This window comes from Sphingobium sp. (assembly GCF_032153725.1).
Classification (GTDB): Bacteria; Pseudomonadota; Alphaproteobacteria; order Sphingomonadales; family Sphingomonadaceae; genus Sphingobium.
Genome location: NZ_JALDYQ010000040.1, coordinates 1 through 16823, shown reverse-complemented (window position 1 = coordinate 16823; position 16823 = coordinate 1). Strand labels below are relative to the sequence as shown.

Sequence of the window (16823 nt, the reverse complement as noted above, 5' to 3'; positions counted from 1 at the left end):
ACGGGGGAATTTGCATGATTCAATCGGCCGAAGACCAAAGCTATCTGGTTGACCTGTCGGAAGGCGTATTGCGCCTGTCCTTCAACCGGCCGCAATATGGCAATGCGGTTCCCAAAACGGCTGTGCCGGGGCTGACCGCGCTGTTCCAGACCGCGCAAAAGGACCCGTCGGTGCGCTGCATCCTGATCCGTGGCGAAGGCAAGGTCTTTTCCGCCGGGGGTGACGTCGCCGGTTTCGCCCAATCCATCGAGCAGGATATTGCAACCCGCCAGGCCGACTTTGCCCGGCGGCTTCCGCTGGCACGACAGCTGGTCGAGGCCGTTGCGGGTTTCGACAGGCCGATCGTGACGGCTGTGCGGGGTGCCGCTGCGGGAGCGGGCCTGTTCTATCCCCTGATTGCGGACTATGCGATCGGTGACGAAAGCGCGATGTTCGTCTTCGCGCACCAGCGGGTCGGACTCTCCCCCGATGGCGGCGTGACGGCGGTTCTCCCGCTCGTGGTCGGCGTCCGCATGGCCCGGATGCTTCTGCTGACGGCGGCTAAAGTTGACGCGCACGAAGCCTTCCGGCTGGGCATGCTCCATCGCATCGTCCCGGCCGAAACGCTGGAGGACAAGGCGCTGAAAATGGCTCACCGTCTTGCCAAAGCGCCGCAAAAGGCGATCGCGCTCGCCAAGAAGATGGTCAACGCATCACCGCAACTGTCGCTTGCGGACATGTTGGATTCGGAGACGGACGGGATCGTCGCGTGCGTCGGCGACGATGATTTTGCTGAAGGTGTCCGCGCCTTCATGGAAAAGCGCCCACCCGCCTTTCCGTCGGCGCGCTGACGCGCGCTATTCTTCAAACAGATACATCACGGTCCGGCTGCCCGCCCGGCGCGCCGCCCAAGGAACCTGTTCAAACATCCGAGCCGATGCAATCGGATCGGAATTTGCTCTAGTCAGGCAAGCCGGTTCTCAGCCGGCGGCAATCGGTTCGATACGGACGATGGGGATGCGCCGCTCCGTCCGCGCCTGATATTTGGCGTAGGTGGCATGCCGTTCGGCCACTTTTGACCAGGCCCGCGCATATTCATCGCCTTCCAGAATGCGGGCGCGGGCCTTGACCGGCGGCGCACCCACGCGCGCTTCGCAGACCGGATCGGCCTGAAGGTTGAGAAACCAGAGCGGATGATCGGCATTGCCGCCCTTGGACCCCATGATCAGATAGCCATCGCCATCCTCGACATAGAGCAACGGGACGTGGCGGGGTTCGCCGCTTTTGCGTCCGATCGTGGTCAGCAACAAGGTCGTCACCTCTCCCGGAAGGCCCACAGGGCGCGCGTCCCACATATGAGCGGCCGCCGGATCGGTGAGGTACAGCTTGATATGCTCGGCGATCAGACGATTAATATCTGTCGGTATGTCGCTGAAGGTGGGTACGGACATGCCAATGCTCCTTTTTACTGCGTGAACCCGATCTCAACGCTGCTCTGCGGGCCTGTCGGGAAAGGCAAGTAGCAACAGGGTCAAGATGATCGGGAGAAAACCCAGCAGATAGCCGGTGGTCGGTATCCCCGCCCAGCGTACGGCGGCGATCGATCGTGCGAGCCATAGCGCGACCGCGATTGCGGCAAGACCGGAGCCGGTCCGGACAAGGAAGGACGGGACCGCCTGCCGCGACGGGCCCGCATGGCGTCCCATGAAGAAACACGACCAATCACCCCCGGACTGCCATGCTGCGCGCAGGACATAGGCGGCGACGATGATATTGCCCCACCACAGCACCATCCAGACCCATGCGACGACGTCCATCACCCGGCCGCCGCGCTCGCGCAGGACAATCCAGCCGCACATGAACCACAGGCCGGTGACGAGGTCGTTATTGATGAAAAGCTGCCATGGATCGCCTGCCCCCGCCAGGAACACGTCAAATCCGACGCCATGGTCCATGCCGTCATGGATCAGGATGTTCATCATCAGCGATCCCATGACCGCGATCACCAGACAACTGAGTATCTGCGGGCTTCTCACCAGCTCTTCCCCCGTTTCGTGCAGTTAGGCGGATCGGCTCTGCGCCATTTTCCAGACATAGTCGTTCCAGTGGACTTCCTGACTCTCGCCATAGCCCGTCCGGCCATTCCAGTCCCACTTCACCAGACCCAGATGGCATGTCATGTTGGACCAGCCGCCCCAATTGGTCTGCGCGACCAGCTCACCGGTGATGTGATAGCTGTCCCCCGCCTCATCCTCGAAACGATAATCGTGGGATATCGGGCTGAACCGGTCGCCGCGCCGGCGAGTCAGCTTGGACGCATGGCGCACCCGCCGCTGCTCGCCGTTCACCACGACCCAGCCGTCGTTGAAAATCCGCGCCGGGGCAGGCATGACGTCCTTCCATTCGGGATTGCGCGCCGGGTCGTCATGGGAGCCCACATTGAAGGCGAAATCGTCGCCAAAAGCGCCCGTCACCCAGGTATAGGGCGGCGCGGGATTGTGGTTTTCGGGGCGCGGCTCGGCCCAGCTGCGGTCGCGGACCGCCAGACAGTCGACCTGATGCGCTTCACCCCGCAGGACCAGCTTGCCGGTGACATGCATCACCTGCTCGAAATGCTTGTTGTTGGCCCGCATGATCGGTACGCCGCTGGCGCGGATATCCACATCCACGCTGGTCTGGCGCTGCTCGTCCGCGAAGGTCAGGCGCACATGCTCCAGCGGCGTGACGACCTGAACCCGCAGGCCGTTGGGTAACTGGATATCGCTGCCGTCACCGATGACGTCCATCGACATGAAGTCGCGAAATTCGAACAATTCGCATTCCAGATGGCTCGCCTTGAAACCCTGGTAGATCATCAGTCCCGACGTCACGACCTTCAGCGTGGGATGAACCCAGCAATAAGCGAAACAATTGATCGCCGCTTGCGGCACATGGAAATTCCAGAACCAGGTTTCCGTCAGCGAATCGACAGGCTCGCCCGTTCCGTGGAAAAATTCATCCTGCGTCCCATGCTGGCCGAAACCGCCGCCCAGATTGCTGTTCCAGTCGGTATCAGACACGCTTGCTCTCCCGATTCCATTGACCAACGCATTGGCGAAAAACATGATAGGATGCTAGAATATCATATGCTAGCATCTTTTGTATAGCGGATCTCACATCCCTTCACGCCATCGAACCGCGCCGCCCTTAACCGCAGGCGCCTCAAGCCAAGGAGAGTGTAATGCAGGTACCCGTCAAGGAAACCCCCTGGGAGGGGCCGTTCCCGGACATCGCCAACTGGAGCGAGAATTTCTGCCTCGCCGGCTTCGATCCCAAAAGCGGCGTCGGTTTCTGGTTCCATATCGGCCGCTGGCGCCATGACCTGACCATGTTCCGCGAAATGGTGATCGTTCGCCTGCCCGACGGGTCGGTCGTCTCGCACCGGGCCATTGGCAATGCCCGATCGGCGAAGGACGGCCCGGGCGGCCCCCATTTTGCGATCCGCATCCTCGAACCCGGCCGCAAACTGTCCTACAGCTTCAACGGCGGCGTCATGCGGATTCCTGCCGGGGAAATGCTGAACGGCATTGTCGGTGACGGCCGCCGCACGCCGATGACATTCGACCTGACATTCGAATCGGACGCCGAAATCTGGGATCTTCATAAGGTCGGCAGCCTTCAGGACTTTCTGCCCGCGGGTCATATCGAGCAGCCGGGCCGCCTGACGGGCGACATTCGCGTGGGCGGCGAGATCTTTCCCTTCGACGCGATCGTCAACCGCGACCATAGCCTGGGTGCGCGCGACAATGTCGACCTGCACAGCCATCAGTGGATGCAGGGCTATTTCGAAAATGGCGTCTCCTTCATGCTGTTCGACGCCAAGACCAAGAGCAACGGCAAGGTCGTGTTCTCCGAAGCGATCGTCTATGAAGGCGACAAGAGCTATGAGGCGAAGATCGAAGCGATCGACCGTTGCGAGGATGTCGCGCGCGATGAAGAGCCGATCAGGATCGTCCTCAGCTACGCCAAGGGAACGCTGACGATCGACACGGCCGCCTATCATGGCAGTTCCTATTTGTCGCTGGTGTCGCCCAACGACCAATATGTCGGCGTCTATCCCAGCGAGGGCGGGCCGACGCTGGTGCTGGACGAACAATCCGTCACGCTGACGCTCAATGGCTCGGTTCAGGGCTATGGCTGCTATGAACGGACCATCCCCGGCATCCACAAAGCCGAAGCATGAGCGGTTGGGGGCCTTGCAAAACAGGCCCCCAAGCGATAAATGTATTCCAGCATACTATATTAAGATGAAGCGCCCCTGCGGGTGATCGAAGGAGAGTATCATGGCGACTGCCCCACGCGACACATTGCGCGGATACGGCAACGCGGACCGACCATTGCTTGGCGAGTTGTGGGAACGCGATTCCAAGGGCCTGTCCCCCGCCATGGCGGCGCGCGGCGATATGGAGCCCAATCGTCGCGAAGTCGACTATCGCCGCTACCATGATCCGGAATTCTTCCGGCAGGAACTGACAAAGATATTCGGCAAGCAATGGCTTTTCGCCTGCCGCGAAGAGGATATTCCGCAGATCGGCGACCGGGTGCCCCTCAATGTCGGTCCCCATTCCTACATCATCATCCGCTCCGGCGAAGATGAATTCAAGGCCTTCCACAACAGCTGCCTGCATCGCGGAACCCTGCTTTGCTCGAAGAAGGAGTCGGCCGAAACCATCCGTTGCCCCTATCATGCCTGGGAATGGAACCCTGACGGCCGCCTCAAGAAGATACCCAGCCACTGGGATTTTCCTGAAATCACACGCCTCAACGGATCGTTGCCGGAAATCCGGCTGGACCGCTGGGGCGGCTTCATCTTCGTCAATGCCGACAAGGATGCGGCGCCGCTCACCGAAGCGCTCGGCCCCATAGCTGAGCATTTCAGGGAGTTCGCGCCCGAGCGCCGCTATACCAAGGCTCGCTTCCGCAAGCTGGTCCCCGCCAACTGGAAGGCGACGCAGGAGGCGTTTCAGGAATCCTATCACCTTTATGCGACGCACCCGGAGGGGGTCCCGTTCAACGGCGACAGCCAGTCGAAATATGACATATTCACGACCCCGTTCGGCGCCGTGGGGCGTGAGGCTGTGCCCTCGGCGGTTCCCAGCATGCACGCTGATTCGTCGGCCACGACCCTGGCGGCCGGCATGGCCTTCGCGCAGGTCCAGCAGATGTGGCATTATCCTCAGGCAGCGTTACCCGAGATCGATCCAGACGGGGATGTGCGGTCGCAACTGGGGCAGTGGACGCGCGAAGCCTATGAGCAGGCCTATGGCCGTCCCAATGATCAGCCCGATGCGGTGATGCTCGACAGTTCGCTCTACTTCCTTTATCCGCATTTCACCCTGTGGCTGTCGGAGGCGGTTCCCTTCGTCTATCAGTTCCTGCCACACGAAACCGATCCCAATTATTGCTATTTCGATGTCCGCCTGCTGATGCCCTGGCGCGAAGGCGAAAATCTGCCGCCAGCGGCTGAGATGATCGAGATCGGCGAGCATGACAGCATAGCGGAAAAGGCACCGGCCTTCGGCTTTCTGGGCATGATCTTCGATCAGGACATGAGCAACCTGCCCCTTGTTCAACGCGGCCTGAAAGCGGCCGATCCTGCCGCGCCCCATTCGCGTCTTGGCGCCTATCAGGAAGGTATGATCCAGGCCTGGCATGAACTGATCGACCGGGATTTGGCGCGCTGATCCTGTGTCCGGGGGGGGCGGTCCCCTCCCCTCTCACACCGCGCCTATGATGCAATGCGCAAATTCCTCGATGAACCTCTTTTTGTCGTCGAAACCCGACCGCAGCACGCCCAGCGCATGGTCGATCGGCCCCACATGATGCTGGGTCACGCCCAGCTCCGCCGCTCGGACATAATCATCCACAGAGGGCAGCGACCCGTCGCCACTGCGGGCCAGCCCGACCATAAACTCGAACGGCCGGTCGGCTCGCCCCGCCTCGTCCCGGCCCTGATTGATCAGCGCCATCTGGTCCGCCAATTCAGACAGGCGCGACGTCATGCCCATCCATCCATCCGCCACCATGCCGGTACGGCGCAGCGCGGCGGGCACAACCGAACCCATATAGATCGGAATGGGTTGCGACGGACGGGGCTCGGCATAGGTCGGTGGGAAATCGAAATAGCGACCATGATGTTCGACCGGCCCTTCCGCCCATAATTTGCGCAATATCTCCATCATCTCGACCGTGCGCGGCACCCGGCTTTCCCAGGGCACGCCCGCCATATCATATTCATCCCGCATCCATCCGGTGCCCACCCCCATGACGAAACGATTGTCACTGAGCCGCGCCAGCGTCGCTGCGGCCTTCGCGACCAGAAAGGGATTGGTCCTGTTCGCGAGCACCATGATGCAGGAACCGAATTTCAGCGTTCGGGTCCGCGCCAATACCGCGCCGCCAAACGCGAAAATATCGGGAAAGACATAATCCATCGGCAAGGGCGCGCGCTCATTGGGATCGTGGGTGTCGGTCGAAGCCGGCATGAACCAGTGATCGTCGCTGACGACCCCTTCGAAACCCAGTTGCTCGGCCATGACGGCCAGTTCCATCCCCTGTTCGGGCGGCGTGTTGTGAATGTGCAACCAGAATTTCATCGACCTTGCTCCGCTCAAACAAAAGGGGCGACCGCCATGCGATCGCCCCACTTTCTTTTCATCCCTTGATGTCGGTCAGAATTTGAAGACCAGCTCACCGCCATAGGTCCGGGGCGCACCCGGCGCGCTCGAATAGGCAGACCCAGACGCCTGCGCATAATAGTTCACATTATACTTTTCGCCCGTGATGTTCTTCATCCACAAGCGGATCGTCAGATGCTCCGCCGCTTCGGGTGAGAAGGCAATCGATCCGTCCAGCAGGAAATGCGCGGGCTCCTTGATGACGTTGTCGGCATCCCAGTTGAACTTGGTGGCATAGTTGCCATTCAGGTCGAACGTGAAATTGCCCGCGCCCGACATTTCATGCTCGTAGGTCAGGCCGCCGCTGAACTTCCATTTCGACGCATAGGGCATGCGATTGCCCGCGCAGTTGGTCGTCAACTGATCGAGATTGCCCGGCGCCGTGGTCGAATATGTATAAGTGGCGCACCCATCGAACTTCCGGAACTTCGCGTCAAGATAGGTCCCGGCAAAGCGCAGCGTCAAGCCAGAGGCAGGAGCGACGGTCAGATCAAATTCCCCGCCCTTCGTCCGCGCGACACCGGCATTTTGCAGGAAAACCAGACCATTGCGCTGCGCCTGGACCTGGGCATTGCTGATATCGTTCCAGAAAAGAGCCGCATTCAGGCGCACGGTACGGCCCGCGAGTTCCGACTTGAAGCCGACTTCATAGGCATCGATCACTTCTGGATCGAGTGCGGCCGAGTCCAACGGAAGCGTATTGAACGTCCCTGCCTTATATCCACGGCTGTAGGTTCCGTAGACCATGACATCGTCATTGATCTTCTGGTCGATCGATCCCTTCCATGTCCACTTCTTGGTGGTCTTTTTCACATCTGGATTGGGCGCGTTGCAGGTTCCGTTCAGGGGAGCACCGAAGAAGGTATTGGCCAGAATATTGGAACAATTGTTGTTTTCGTCAAAAATCTGATCGGTGACAGTTACCGATCCCGCACCGAATACACCGGGCAGGAACACGATGTCGGTGCGCCCATCCCCGCGGACCTTGTCGATCGTGTAACGCAGGCCACCGGTGATGTTCGTCGTATCGGTCACCGGATAGGTCAGCTGACCGAATCCTGCCAGAGATTTGACCTTCTGCTGACCATATAGGTTGATGCCTTGTATGCCACTGGCTGCGACGCCCGGGCCGTAAATCGTGGTGGGATCAAAACCGCCATCGGCATTCAGGTAATAGGCACCCAGGATCCACTTGACCTTGGAGCTCGATTTCGATTTCAACTGAAATTCTTGCGAAAATTGCTTATCCACGACGTTCAGGTCATAACGCGTCCAGTTATATGGCGAATAGTTACCGGCCGAAGCATATAGCTCATCATTTTTGCGATAGGCAGTGATGCTGACGATATCTGCAAAGCCAAGTTCCTGGTCGATCCGGCCCGAAAATCCATATCCTTCGGATTGGTCATATTGCTTCTGAGTGTCGCCCAGGGCGACATCGTAGAAACCAAGCTCCGGCAGAACCTGCGAAGGAATCGGAAACACGCCTGGAAGATTGGCAAATCCATTATGCGCGCCATCGGGCGTGCCTCCCTGCGTGCCGGGGAAAGGACGCGAATAGATGCCGATCTGATTCCAGCTCTTCTGGTAATAGCCGATCAGCTTCACCTTGGTGGTTTCCGTCGGTTCCCAAAGTATCTTTCCGCGCGTACTGAAACTATGCCCCTTCCAGTAATCCTCCCCACCCGGCTGATAACCCTTGGATGTATCGAGCGGATCAACAAGACGCTTGTTCCGTCCCCAGCCCTGATCCTGATTGTGATAACTGACGGAGATATTGGCTGCCAGAGTATCCGTGATCGGGACGCTGGCATAAAGCTTTGCATCCATCGTCTGATAATTGCTGTAGCCCAGCCGTGCTTCCAGTTCTGGCGAAGCAAGGTTCGGGTCCTTGGTGAAGATGGAAATCACGCCGCCGCTGGCATTGCGACCGAACAGCGTTCCCTGCGGCCCTTTCAGCACTTCGATCCGATCGATGCTGGCAAGGTCGAAGAACGGAACCGATGCGCGGATGAAATAGACGTCATCGATATAGACCGGAACGCTCGCTTCATTACCCGCCGTGGTAACCGGATTGCCAACGCCACGGATGAAGGTGGTGACAGTCCCGGTGGCATGGCCAATCTGCAAAGCGGGATCGATGCGGTTCAGCTCCTGAACGGTGGCGATACCCTTCGACTGAAGCGTGTCGCCGGTTACAGCGGTGACCGAAAGGGGAATATCCTGCACATTCTGAGCGCTTTTCTGCGCAGTCACGATGATATCGGCCAAGCCCGTCTCTTGGGCATGGACAGCCTGGGCACCGAGATTGGCAACCGCGAACGCTGCACCGGACATCATCAGGCTGCCACGAAAAATACGCCGACGGGCCTGAGAATCCAAAATCTGATTCAACACCTTATCCTCCCCAAGAATATGACCGAGAATTACCAATATGCAGATGTTCTGTTTTGTGTTTTGTTCGTTAACCGCCGAAGGGCTCGGCCGGTGCGGCCAAGGAAAACACGCCTGGCCGCCCGCATGTACAAACTAGGATTCGATTTTCGATCTCGTGTTTACGGTACACATGCATACTTATATCGCCGCTGGCCCGGCGTCAATCGCCATTAGCCAAAAAGCGGTTATCAGACATAAAATCTGGGGAAATGTCGCACAAATGTCGCAGCATCCATGCGTCACCAACTGTCGTCATCCGCCCACCAGGGGAAAAATCCCGGAAGATCATCCGGGACTCTATCGGGAAATTGAGGCAAGCGCTTTTCCAGGAAACTCGCCACACCTTCCCGCACATCGCCTGACCCGGCACGGCTGCGAATGCCATGACTCTCGATCCGATGCGCGTCCATAGGGTGCGTAAAACCCAACGCGCGCCACAGCATCTGCCGGGTCAGGGCGACGGACACTGGCGCAGTATGAGCAGCAATGTCGTGAGCGATACTCATGGCGGCGGGTATCAGCGCTTCGGGCGCATGCAACGATCCGATGAGGCCCGCCGCCAGAGCTTCTTCGGGCGAGAAGGTCGAGCCGCCGATCGTCCACTCCAGCGCCTTGGCGATGCCCACGATCCGCGGGAGAAACCAGCTCGCAGCCGACTCAGGAACAATGCCGCGGCGGGTGAAAGGCATGGCGAATTTCGCCGTTGTGGACGCCAGCCGATAGTCCGCCGCCAACGTCATGGTCACACCCATCCCGGCGGCGGGGCCATTGAATGCAACGATGACCGGTTTGAGGCTCCGAAACATGCGCAGGGTGATCAAACCGCCAAAGTCGCGCATGGGAGGATCATGTCGATCCTGCTCCTGTTCCTCTTCCTCGACCGGGGCCGGCACCTCGTGAAACAAAGATGATTCGTCAGGCGACAGGTCGGCACCCGCACAGAAGGCCCGCCCCGCCCCTGTCAGGATAACAGCCCGAACCGCATCGTCGGCATCGGTCCGGTCGAACATTCGCACCAGTTCCATGGCCATCGGCCGGGTAAAGGCATTCAATTTGTCGGCCCGATTGAACATGATGGTCGCTACAGGACCATCATGTTCGTAGCGGATGGCTTCACATATCGACATGTTTGCCTTATCTCTCCGTTACAGGATATCGCTGCCCCCGGTTGATCTCCGGCTCAGGCGTCCTTCAACGCGCCGATTTCCACATTCGCCAGCCCCTCTTCGCCGGTTTCTTCGCAGCGGACGCGGCACATATTCTCGACGTTGAGATAGGCCTTGGAGCCCGGCTTTTGCGAGTGCAGCGGCAGACGCGCAAAGGCGTTGCCGACGTCGGCGACCAGGGTGAATTTCTCATCGCTCAAGGTCGTCGCATGGAAAACCACCGTTTCGGGCATGTCGTCCGGCCCGTGACCGATATTTTCGATCCGCAGATCCCTCACCACTTCATTCCCCTCCGGCCGCGCCATATATCCTTCGGCGGTCATGTTCATCGGACGGATGGTGTTCCGCACCTGCATCAGGTGGAAACCCTTGCTGGGGAAATTGAAAAAGGACCAGTTATGGTCGAGCGTCAGCTGGTCGTTACGCATTCCCCAGCTATGGTCGCGATAGCCGGAACCATCGACGTCGATTGAAGTCCCCGCCCATTCCCCGGACCTGAAAGTGATGGTGCCGCTTGCATTCATGCACTGGCCCTGATGGCGGAAGGAATTGCGTTCGAATGCGGTATTTTCGGAAACCGAGAACAAGTCCGGGTTGACGTCCGCACATGCCTGAAAATCGAAAAGATGCATGCGGCGCGTGAAATGGAGTGTAGCCGCGACATGTTCATCTTCATATTCGATCTGAAATTCAGCCTGTGGTTTCAGAAACCGCAACGTCAGGCCGCCATAATGAAGGATTTTCTGATGCTCGAAGGGCGAAGGCATCGGCACTTCCTTGCCGCTGATCAGCTTTCGTCCCTTGTGCAGGACCGTGAAAGAGACAAAGGCACGATCGTAGGTCGGCTCGGCGGTGCAATGCGCAAGGCAGCAAATATCCCGGTCAGGGTCCATGAAGACCCAGAAATAATTTTCCTTCCACCGCAGCCAGGCACGCGCAGGGACGGTATGCGGATAATCCTCGTGCAACAGCATTACGCTCTCCAACATGACTGTTTCCTATTATGGTACATTAGCATACCATAATGACAAGCAGAGAATGTGCGAGCAGCGGCTTGCCATCGATCCCCATCAATTGCATGGACTGCCTGTCAGCGCACATGGGGCGGAAAATGGCGCGCGCCCTGTGGGCTAATCTGCCTTCTCATGTCCCAATCCCTCGGCGCTCTCCAGAACGGCGGCCAGACGGGTCAGGAAATCTCCTGCCGGACCACCATCGATCACGCGATGGTCGACTGTCAGGGACACCCCCATGACGGGCCGAACGACCAGCGAATCTCCATCCACCCATGGCTTGTTCGCGATCCGCCCCAAGCCGAGTATCGCCTGCTGCGGATAGGTGAGGATCGGCGTGAAATGTTCCACGCGGGTCAGCCCCAAATTGGTGATGGTGATGGTTGCGCCGGTCAGTTCGGCTATGCTCAGCTTGTTGGCCTTCGCGCGGCTGATCAGATCGGCGCGCGCATCCGCAATTTCGGGAAGGGCAAGCTGCTGGACGTTGAAGATGGCCGGAGCGACAAGCGCGCCGGGAAGCGCGATCGCGCAACCGACATGGACGTCGCCTTGCAACTCGACGCCCTGCGTTGTTTCAATCGCATTGAAGGTCGGGAAGTCCGGCACGATCGCCGCCAGCGCTTTCGCTACCAGATCCTCATAACCGAGTTTCGTACCGCTTTCCTTCCATGCGCTCCGCGCCCGGACCAGCCCGCTTGCGTCTATGTCGCAGAAAAAACTCAGCTGCGCGGTCTTTTCCAGACTTTCGCGCATTTTCTGCGCGATGATTCCTCTTATGCCTTCAAACTTCAACACCGTCCCGGCCATGCCCCACCCAATATAGTTTGCATTAATATGGTTACATAGCATATCATATGCCTTGCCATGCGCAAGGGGACGTGCCCGGCTGCGCCAAGCAGGAAAGTCGGCAAAGTGGAACGAGGCAGCTATTACACGCTCTCAGTCGAGGGCGGAATTGCAGTACTGACCATCGAACGGCAGGATCGGATGAATGCCCTTCATCCCGCCGCGCATCACGAACTATCCGACCTGTTCGACAGATTGCCGTCGATGAAGGGCATTAGGGTTGTGGTGGTCACCGGCGGCGGCGATCGCGCCTTTTGCGCGGGCTATGACCTGAAGGACAATCTGGAATCCGGGGTGATGGAAATCGGTTCCGGCGGTTTTGCCGGGTTCAATGCGCGAACCGATTATCCACTGCCCGTGATCGCGGCTGTGAACGGCTTGGCCCTTGGCGGTGGGTTCGAGCTTGCGCTTGCGTGCGACTTCATCGTCGCGGCCGACACCGCCACCTTCGCGCTACCCGAACCGAAAGTCGGCTGGGCGGCTCTGGGTGGCGGCATTCAGCGCCTGCCGCGTGCCGTTGGAATGAAGCGGGCCATGGACATCATCCTGACCGGCAGGGTCGTGAAGGCTGATGAAGCCTTTGCCATCGGCCTCGTCAGCGAAGTCGTGCCGCGACAGGATCTGATGGCTGCGGCCAGACGCTGGGCAAGTGAAGTGGCGACCTGTGCGCCGCTCTCCATACGCTGCTCGAAGGAGGTCGCCTATGGCTCCTTCGATCTGCCCAGCCTGTCCGATGCGCTCGATATCAGCCGCTTCCCTCTGACGCAGCGGGTCATGGAGAGCGAGGACGCCGTGGAAGGAAAGCGCGCCTTCACCGAACGCCGACCGCCACGCTGGACCGGCAAATAATCCCATCGAAAGCGGCAAGGACAAACGATCATGACACCCGATTGCGAGCGTATCAGCAACTTCATCCGACTATGGGAAACCCGCGATCTGGATGCGATATTGGCGGTCATGGCGCCCGATTGCATCTACCACAACATGCCTTGGCCGCCACTGGTCGGCCATGATGCCATCCGGCAAGGACTCGCCATGTTCGTGACCGATGCCGAGGCAATCGACTGGCAGTTGCATCATATGGCGGAGGGGGCCGAGGGAGTCGTCCTGACCGAACGCCTCGATCGTTTCCGCATCAAGGGGTCATGGCTGGAAATGCCGGTCATGGGCATATTCGAATTGCAGGATGGCTACATCACGCATTGGCGCGACTATTTCGATTCCGCGCAGTTTCAGGCGGCCATGGCGGCCATTGGCTGAACGGAGGGCAGATCAATCTGCCCATTGCAAAATAGCTCTAAAGCATATAGTATGCATGCAGATCACATTATAGCGATCAAATAAGGAAGCCGGGATGACGATTGGCGTAGGTATCATCGGGGTGGCGCCGGGACGGAGCTGGGCAGCGCTCTCGCACATTCCCGCGCTTCGCGCGCTTCCTGCCTATGACATCGTGGCGCTGAGCACCACGCGCCAGGAAAGCGCATCCGCCGCCGCGGCCGAATTCGGCGTGCCTGCCGCCTATGACAATCATCATTCCCTGGTGAACGATCCCGCCGTCGATCTGGTCGTCGTCACCGTGAAGGTGCCGCATCATCGGGAACTGGTCACGGCCGCCCTGAACGCGGGCAAACATGTCTATTGCGAATGGCCGCTGGGGAACGGACTGGCCGAAGCCGAGCAGATGGCGAAGCTCGCGCGCGCGAAAAATGTCATCGGCGCCGTGGGCATGCAGGCCCGGTCCGCGCCCAGCTTCAATTATGTGCGCGACCTGATCGCCGACGGCTATGTCGGCACCGTCCTTTCCACCACTCTGGTCGGTTCGGGCATGAACTGGGGCGCGTTCATCAACCAGCCCAACGCCTATACCGCCGACAACGCGAATGGGGCGACGCTGCTGACCATTCCCTTCGGTCACACCATCGATGCCGTTGCGATGTGCCTTGGCGAATTCAGGAGCGTCAACGCTCTGCTCGCCAATCGCCGCAAGAGCTTTACGCTGGTCCCGGACGGCATTGAACAGCCGATGACGGCGCCCGATCAGGTCATCGTCACCGGCGAACTCGACAATGGTGCGACGGCAGCGGTCCATTATCGTGGCGGCCTGTCGAGGGGCACCAATTTCCGCTGGGAGATCAACGGAACGGAAGGTGACATCGTGGCCACCGCAGATGCCGGTCACGCGCAAATGTTCCCGCTCACATTGTCCGGCGCGCGGGGTGACGAACAGTCGCTGTCGCCGCTTCCGGTTCCCGACAGCTATAAATGGGTGCCCGATGTGCCCCCCTTCGCGGAGAATGTCGCCCAGGCCTATGCCCGGCTGGCCGACGATCTGCGCGACGGCACATCGACATGCCCTACATTTGACGATGCGGTGCGGCGGCATCGGCTGATCGATGCGATCGAGCGCTCGGCGGCCTCTGGCACGCGCATCACTCTTTGAACGGATCACCTATTTTGAAAGTGAGGGAAGATCATGAGTTTGCTTGAAGGGAGGGTGGCCATCGTCACCGGCGGGGGCCGCGGCGTCGGTCGCACCTATGCGCTGAAACTGGCCGAACATGGCGCAAAGGTCGTAGTCAACGATCTGGGCGGCGACGCTGCCGGCGGCGGGGCCGACACGACCCCGGCGCAGGAAGTGGTGAACGAGATCAGGGCGCTGGGCGGCGAGGCCGTCGTCAATGGCGGCGACGTGTCCAACTTCGACAATGCCAGGGACATGGTGCAGCAGGCGGTCGACACCTTCGGCCGGCTCGACATTCTGGTCAACAATGCGGGCATCCTGCGCGACCGCATGCTGGTCAACATGACCGAGGAAGAATGGGATATCGTCGTCAAGGTTCACCTGAAGGGCACCTTCGCACCGACCCATCATGCCGCCAATTACTGGCGCATGGAGAGCAAGGCCGGGCGTCAGCCGGATGCACGCGTCATCAACACCACCTCCCACTCCGCGCTGTTCGCCAATATCGGGCAGGCCAATTATGCGGCGGCCAAGGGTGGTATCGCCAGCTTCAGCCAGGTGGCCGCGCGGGAGTTGCAGCGGATTGGCGTCACCGTCAACGCACTCGCTCCGCGCGCCGAAACGCGCATGACCGCAGGATTGCGTGAATGGACGCCAGAGCAGCTGGAACGCCGTGATCCCGAATGGATCGCCGGTTTCGTCGCCTGGCTTGCCAGCGCGGAGTCCAGCCATGTCAGCGGCCGCGTCTTCGAAGTCTGGGGCTATGGCATCACTGTTGCGGAAAGCTGGCAGCATGGGCCGGGTTGCGAGGCTTCCAAGGACCCCACCGTCTTGGGCGAGCGCGTCTCGAAAATCCTGAAGTTCGCGCGCCATAATGCCGGCATCAATCCCGGCGAATGGCTCGATCCCTGATCGATCCGTGGGAGGGGGCATGCAGACCCCCTCCCGCCATGCCATGTTTCAAACCCCGTCAGAGGTTGCAATGTCCGTCGACGCCCTGTTCCAGCCGCTGAAGGTCGGCACATTAGACCTTCCCAACCGCGTGATCATGGCGCCCCTGACGCGCGCGCGCGCGACGGAGCAGCATGTCCCGACACCTGTTCAGCTAGTCTATTACGCCCAGCGGGCCGATGCCGGTCTGATCGTGTCGGAGGCAACAGCCGTTCATCCGATGGGCATGGGCTGGTATCGCGCGCCCGGCATATGGAATGCCGAGATGGTGGCGGGCTGGCGAGCGGTGACAGAGGCCGTGCACGCAGCGGGCGGCCGCATCTATGCGCAGCTTTGGCATATGGGCCGACTCGTCCTGCCCGACTATATCGGGGGACAGCTACCGATCGGCCCCTCACCGATCGCGGGCGAAGGCGAAACTTTCGCGCCGCGCCCCGAAGGGGACACAAGCCATTTCCTGCCGATGAAGCCCTATGTCGTGCCGCGCGAGATGACCCAGGCTGACATTGAAGGGGTGGTTGCCGCCTATGGTATGGGCGCGCGCAACGCCATGGCCGCGGGCTTCGATGGTGTCGAGATCCACGGCGCCAATGGCTATATCATCGACCAGTTCCTGCAATCGAAGACCAACCGTCGCACCGACGCCTATGGCGGCAGCATCGCAAATCGCGTGCGCCTGCTCGGAGAAATCATAGAAGCCGTCGCCGGCGAGGTCGAACCCGGCCGCATCGGCCTGCGGGTCAGTCCGACCAGCGAACGCAAGGGCATGGGCGACGACAACCCCGCCGCCCTCACCGAAGCGATCGGCGCTTTGGCGCAGGATCATGGCCTGGCCTATATCCATCTGATCGAACCGATCGCCTCAGGCTTCATGGAAAAGCCCGATTATCCCGTCATGGATCATCTGCGCGCCGTGTTCGCTGGTACGATCATCCAGAATGGCAGTTTCGACGCGGAGACGGCGGCATCCACCATCGCGTCCGGCAAGGCCGACGCCATTTCCTTTGGCCGCCCCTATATCGCCAATCCCGATCTGGTGAGCCGCCTGCGCCATGGCTATCCGCTGGCACAGGCGGATTTCGATTATGCCTATGTGGGCGAGGACAAGGGCTATACCGACTATCCCCGTCACACGGCGGAGTGAAGCCGCGAGCCTGGCAAGGAAGGCCCGAAACGCTTTGGCTTGGCGGCAGATAGGGGTGGCTTCTTGCCATTACAGCTTCGTCATCCCGGACTTGATCCGGGATCCCGC

The 16823-nt window shown here is 60.0% G+C and carries 16 protein-coding genes; 8 read left to right on the top strand and 8 right to left on the bottom strand.

All coding sequences use genetic code 11. From position 1 onward, the window contains the following. The first annotated feature begins 14 nt into the window (after positions 1 to 14). Positions 15 to 830, top strand: a complete 816-nt coding sequence (locus RUH75_RS13785; RefSeq protein ID WP_313806878.1) for an enoyl-CoA hydratase-related protein — start codon at positions 15 to 17, stop codon at positions 828 to 830. A 129-nt stretch (positions 831 to 959) separates the two neighbouring features. Here the strand turns inward: RUH75_RS13785 and RUH75_RS13780 are convergent, their stop codons facing one another. From RUH75_RS13780 to RUH75_RS13770, 3 genes are read right to left on the bottom strand one after another with little or no spacing between them, the layout of a single operon-like run. After that, entirely contained in the window at positions 960 to 1430 is a 471-nt protein-coding gene (locus tag RUH75_RS13780) for a nitroreductase/quinone reductase family protein (protein WP_313806876.1), read from the bottom strand. Between the two features lie 33 nt (positions 1431 to 1463). Further along, complete coding sequence (locus RUH75_RS13775; RefSeq protein ID WP_313806873.1) at positions 1464 to 2015, bottom strand: hypothetical protein; 552 nt, start codon at positions 2013 to 2015, stop codon at positions 1464 to 1466. A 24-nt stretch (positions 2016 to 2039) separates the two neighbouring features. After that, positions 2040 to 3038 carry a hypothetical protein gene (locus RUH75_RS13770; protein ID WP_313806871.1) on the bottom strand — a complete coding sequence of 333 codons (999 nt, stop codon included), beginning with the start codon at positions 3036 to 3038 and terminating at the stop codon, positions 2040 to 2042. Positions 3039 to 3199: 161 nt separating this feature from the next. On the opposite strand from RUH75_RS13770, the gene RUH75_RS13765 reads away from it, so the two are divergent. Both RUH75_RS13765 and RUH75_RS13760 read left to right on the top strand, forming a co-directional pair. Then, positions 3200 to 4201 (top strand): hypothetical protein, encoded by a 1002-nt coding sequence (locus RUH75_RS13765; RefSeq protein WP_313806869.1) that lies wholly within the window; start codon positions 3200 to 3202, stop codon positions 4199 to 4201. Positions 4202 to 4301: 100 nt separating this feature from the next. Next, positions 4302 to 5702: an aromatic ring-hydroxylating dioxygenase subunit alpha gene (locus tag RUH75_RS13760; RefSeq protein ID WP_313806867.1), complete on the top strand. Its 1401-nt coding sequence runs from the start codon at positions 4302 to 4304 to the stop codon at positions 5700 to 5702. Positions 5703 to 5735: 33 nt separating this feature from the next. Here RUH75_RS13760 and RUH75_RS13755 read toward each other — a convergent pair whose 3' ends face one another. From RUH75_RS13755 to RUH75_RS13735, 5 genes are all read right to left on the bottom strand, one after another. Next, positions 5736 to 6614 carry a TIGR03619 family F420-dependent LLM class oxidoreductase gene (locus RUH75_RS13755; RefSeq protein WP_313806865.1) on the bottom strand — a complete coding sequence of 293 codons (879 nt, stop codon included), beginning with the start codon at positions 6612 to 6614 and terminating at the stop codon, positions 5736 to 5738. A 75-nt stretch (positions 6615 to 6689) separates the two neighbouring features. Next, a complete protein-coding gene (locus RUH75_RS13750) occupies positions 6690 to 9035 on the bottom strand; it encodes a TonB-dependent receptor (RefSeq protein WP_313806864.1) in 2346 nt (781 codons plus the stop codon). Positions 9036 to 9370: 335 nt separating this feature from the next. Then, a complete protein-coding gene (locus tag RUH75_RS13745) occupies positions 9371 to 10258 on the bottom strand; it encodes an enoyl-CoA hydratase-related protein (RefSeq protein WP_313806862.1) in 888 nt (295 codons plus the stop codon). 53 nt (positions 10259 to 10311) lie between these two features. Further along, positions 10312 to 11286, bottom strand: coding sequence for a hypothetical protein (locus RUH75_RS13740; protein ID WP_313806860.1), 975 nt, complete (start codon positions 11284 to 11286; stop codon positions 10312 to 10314). A 141-nt stretch (positions 11287 to 11427) separates the two neighbouring features. Further along, positions 11428 to 12117 (bottom strand): 2-oxo acid dehydrogenase subunit E2, encoded by a 690-nt coding sequence (locus tag RUH75_RS13735; RefSeq protein WP_313806858.1) that lies wholly within the window; start codon positions 12115 to 12117, stop codon positions 11428 to 11430. Between the two features lie 105 nt (positions 12118 to 12222). On the opposite strand from RUH75_RS13735, the gene RUH75_RS13730 reads away from it, so the two are divergent. The 5 genes from RUH75_RS13730 (at position 12223) to RUH75_RS13710 (ending at position 16715) form a co-directional block, all read left to right on the top strand. After that, positions 12223 to 13005 carry an enoyl-CoA hydratase-related protein gene (locus RUH75_RS13730; protein ID WP_313806856.1) on the top strand — a complete coding sequence of 261 codons (783 nt, stop codon included), beginning with the start codon at positions 12223 to 12225 and terminating at the stop codon, positions 13003 to 13005. A gap of 30 nt (positions 13006 to 13035) precedes the next feature. Continuing rightward, positions 13036 to 13416: a limonene-1,2-epoxide hydrolase family protein gene (locus RUH75_RS13725; protein ID WP_313806853.1), complete on the top strand. Its 381-nt coding sequence runs from the start codon at positions 13036 to 13038 to the stop codon at positions 13414 to 13416. Positions 13417 to 13510: 94 nt separating this feature from the next. Continuing rightward, positions 13511 to 14599: a Gfo/Idh/MocA family oxidoreductase gene (locus tag RUH75_RS13720; protein ID WP_313806851.1), complete on the top strand. Its 1089-nt coding sequence runs from the start codon at positions 13511 to 13513 to the stop codon at positions 14597 to 14599. A 33-nt stretch (positions 14600 to 14632) separates the two neighbouring features. Next, entirely contained in the window at positions 14633 to 15532 is a 900-nt protein-coding gene (locus RUH75_RS13715; RefSeq protein WP_313806850.1) for an SDR family NAD(P)-dependent oxidoreductase, read from the top strand. Positions 15533 to 15602: 70 nt separating this feature from the next. Continuing rightward, positions 15603 to 16715 (top strand): alkene reductase, encoded by a 1113-nt coding sequence (locus RUH75_RS13710; protein WP_313806847.1) that lies wholly within the window; start codon positions 15603 to 15605, stop codon positions 16713 to 16715. The last annotated feature ends 108 nt before the right edge of the window (positions 16716 to 16823 follow it).